The following is a 3,856-nucleotide window of genomic DNA, read 5'->3' on the forward strand; positions in this document are numbered from 1 at the left end:
TGGACCAGACCGTGCAGACCACCTCGGGCAGCGCCGCCGCCCGCTTCAGCCCGACCCCCTCGGGTACGGGCAGCAACTGCCCGGTTGACTGGCGGGGCAGCTGCCGGCTGCCGTACAACGAGACGGGCCGCAGGTACACGTACGACGACGTGGCTCTGTACGACATCCCGGAGGCCGTGGCCTACATCCGCGGGCGGATCGGTGACCGCCCGCTGTTCGTGGTCGCCCACTGCATCGGATCCCTGACCCTGTCCATGAGCATGGCGGCGGGGCTGGTGCCGGGCTTGGCGGGCGTGGTGTCCCAGGGCGTGTTCCTGACGCCGAAGCTCGCGGGGCGCACCTCGCTGCGTATGTCGGTGGCGGGCGAGCTGCTCAAGACCCGGATCGACCATATCCCCGTCGACTTCCGCACGGTGGGTCTGTGGTCGAAGTACACCCCGCTGTTCGCGCTGGCCTCGCGGAAGGCGGACTGCCCGGATCCGACCTGCCAGATGCTGCACAACTCGGCGTGGGGCACCGGCGCCTCGCTCTTCGTGCACGACAACCTGTCCCGGTCCACCCATGACCGGCTCGCGGAGCTGCTCGGCCCCGCCCCGCTGTGGATCCTGCCCCATCTGCGCCGCATCGAGCTGGCCCGCAGCGTGGTCCGCTGGCACGACACCGACCACCGCTATGGCGCCCTGCCGCCCAACGCACTGGATGCGGCGGGCCAGATCGACACCCCCGTGCTGCTGCTCTCGGGCAGCGAGAACGGCTTGTGGGGGGACTCCCAGAAGCTCTGCCACGACGTGCTCGCCCGCCGACAGCCGCAGCTGGACGTGTCCTACACCGAGATCCCCGGATACGGCCATCTCGACACGTTCCTGGGCCGGGGCGCCGCGCTGGACGTGTTCGGCCACATCCTCGACTTCCTGGGAACACGGTGGTGACTGCACGAGCCGTTGTGGCTGTCTTGCGCGATCGGACGATCCGGCGCTCCTGCGGGAGGCCGCCGAGCATCTGTGGCGGCACGGCCCCCGACTGGGGACGTGGACGGCCCCGCCGTGCCATGAGTACGGGTGGTTTCCGTCCGTGTTGTCTCTGCCGAAACTGTGTGAGCGGCGTGGTGTCACGCACGAGGCGGCCGGTCATCGACCATAATCAGGTACGTCGGTGGCAGGCTCCCACACCGTCGGCACCTGCCCGTTGTACTTCTCGACGGGCAGGTACAACTCCGCCCCGCCATTCTCAGCGGGGGCTTCGTGATCGTCTCGCGCAGCCGCTCGGCGCCGGGCAGCCGGCTCCGCTGACTGTGGGTTTGCACCAATGTTCCAGGAGAACGTGCCCGAGCGCGGAGTCTGAAGCTTCCCCTTGATCGTGGACACCTGGAGACTGGGACCTGAGGTTCCAGAGGAAGTAGCACCAGGTGGGAAGCAAGTACACGAAGCGGTACACACGGCCCTCTTCGTGAAGGAGAATGACCGGTGAGCGCGCTGTACCGGTTGATCCATGCGGAGAGGGAGGTCGCCCCCGGCGAACTCGTCCACCATGCCGACCACGGGACGCAATATACGTCTATCAAGCTCACAACGCGCCTGGTCAGAGCAAGTATCCATGCGTCTATGGGCTCGGTCGGCGACTCCTTCGACATGGCCCTAGCAGGAAGCGGTTCGGCTACCTCAGCCCCATCGAGTTCGAGGCGAAGCACTACGCCGACCAGGCAGCGGCCGAACAAGTGAAACTGAAATCACGTCAACCCGCCCTGACCAGCTAGTCAACCCTTCCCGCGCAGCCGGGGGAACCTCAGTTATTCGACGGCGACGAGCCCAGTCACCGCAGAAAGAGATCTGCTTCCGAGTCCACCTTTCCCTGACAGAATCTGACGGCTCATGGCAGTTCGCTGACCAGGATTGGGTGTCATCGCTGCTAGATTGATCAGGCACTGAGATGGATTTGGTGGCACCGTCGTCACTAGGCTGCCGCTAGATGTTGATGTTGTCGTTACAAACGACGCAGCATTGGAATGATCCCGCACATGACAGGAGCTCACTAACCTCGGAGCAAGTTCCTGGTCAGCGGCGATGCAACTGCAACTGAAGGACGAGGGGCAGCTCGTCATCTTGTCGTAGCCACACGCGTACCGGCATCTTTGAGGGCTGGCTGGTTCGGGAACACCACTTGCTCTTACGTGGAGAGGAAGCGTTGGCGTTCGACATGATGTGCTCGTGGTCAAGATTGCGGTCGCGCGGAGAGTCAAGTCATGTCAGAGCACATCAACCTTTCAGCAGTAACTGCAAGCGGGACGGCTCGCCGCAAACATTCCCGTCCATGAGGGCCCCTTCTCCGGCCGGATATCCCTGCGGGCGCCTCCGACGGAAAGACCAGGTAGATCCGCTTTCCTGGGCGGCGCCGCCGGGTACATTGGGCCGGTCGGGTAAACAAGGAAAAGAATAATCCTTCTGGATGGGCGCGGTTGGGGCGGACCCGCAGTCTATCCGTTATCCGAAATGGTCAGTTCCCCCTGAAGATGCTGAATGAGGTCAACCTGGATGCAGGGATACATCAACGCCGACGCCGAGTTGCAGCGCGCGGTGGCGCAGGTCACCGATGCGTTTCCCTTCCCTGGCTATTTTGATCCAGAGCTGTCCGGCTGCGAGGTTTAGAGAGTGGACTTTTCCAACGCACTGTCTCAGCTCTCGACAGTGCAGAAGCCCGCCCGGGGGATCTCCGTCTACTCACGATTCGTCAACCGGCCGGCCGGCAGGCTGCTTGCGGCGACGGCACACCGCATCGGCCTTTCTCCGAACCAGGTAACCGCCGCAAGCGCGCTGATCACCATGGTGGCCATCATGGCGATCGCTCTTCATCCTCCTTCATATGCCACAGGACGATGGGTCGCTCTCGCTTTGCTCCTCGGATATGCCCTCGATTCTGCGGATGGACAGCTAGCGCGGCTGAACGGGTCGGTGAGTATGCGAGGGGAGTGGGTAGATCATGTAACGGATTGCGCCAAACTACTAGCACTCCACACGGCGGTGCTGATTACGCTGTATCGCTTCCATGATCTACCGTCTCCTGCTCTGCTTTTTATCCCGATTACCTTTCAGTTCGCTTCTGTCGTGTTTTTTTTCGCAGGGATTCTGACGGAACAGCTGAAGAAGCAACAGGCTGGCGTGCGCATCCTTCCGGTACGGCCTCCATGTACCATTCGCGCTATCGCGATGCTGCCGGTGGACTATGGTGTATTGTGTTTGACCTTCCTTTTCCTCGGAAACTGGATGGTCTTTTTTGTGCTTTATATCGCCCTGCTGGCCGCGCACGTGGTGCTTATCCCTGCCTTCCTGGCTAAGTGGTGTCGTGAACTCTCCTGATGAAGCTGGCGGTGGTCGCTGGGGCTGCGTCCAGGGAAGTGGTGTACGGGTTCGACCTGATCCGGGGGTTTGCTCCGGAATCGGGATGGTGCCCGCATAGATGAACAGCCACCGGCTGATCTTCGAGGTGTCGAAGCTCGAAGGAGATCAGCACGGTGACCGCACCCGACAGTGTGCCCCTGCACGTCCTCGCCGAGGGCAACCTCGCCGCGGCGAGTCCCGATCTGCTGCGCGCGATGGTCAAGACGTTCGCCGACGCGCTCATGTCCGCGGAGGCCGACACCCTCTGCAACGCCGAATACGGGCAGGTCAGCGACGAACACGTCAACCACCGCAACGGCTACCGCCCGCGCGAGCGGGACACCCGGGCGGGAACGGTCGAACTCGCCGTCCCCGAGCTGCGCCAGGGCAGCTACTTCCCGCACTGGCTTCTCGAACGGCTCCGGCGGGCCGAGCAGGCCCTCATCTCGGTGGTGGCGACCGCCGACCTGCTGGGCGTCAGCACC

The 3,856-nt window shown here is 63.4% G+C and carries 3 protein-coding genes and 1 pseudogene; all 4 read left to right on the forward strand.

What is annotated here, in order from left to right; all coding sequences use genetic code 11:
• Positions 1 to 929 (forward strand): esterase (locus AB0N17_RS45530; RefSeq protein ID WP_366017570.1); only part of this gene is annotated, 929 nt, incomplete at its 5' end.
• Between the two features lie 588 nt (positions 930 to 1,517).
• Positions 1,518 to 1,640, forward strand: a pseudogene (locus AB0N17_RS45535) (IS3 family transposase); the annotation flags it as partial.
• A 1,005-nt stretch (positions 1,641 to 2,645) separates the two neighbouring features.
• Positions 2,646 to 3,350 carry a CDP-alcohol phosphatidyltransferase family protein gene (locus tag AB0N17_RS45540; protein WP_366017568.1) on the forward strand — a complete coding sequence of 235 codons (705 nt, stop codon included), beginning with the start codon at positions 2,646 to 2,648 and terminating at the stop codon, positions 3,348 to 3,350.
• Positions 3,351 to 3,523: 173 nt separating this feature from the next.
• Positions 3,524 to 3,856 (forward strand): transposase (locus tag AB0N17_RS45545; protein WP_366017569.1); only part of this gene is annotated, 333 nt, incomplete at its 3' end.

Source organism: Streptomyces sp. NPDC051133 (assembly GCF_040682635.1).
GTDB lineage: Bacteria > Actinomycetota > Actinomycetes > Streptomycetales > Streptomycetaceae > Streptomyces.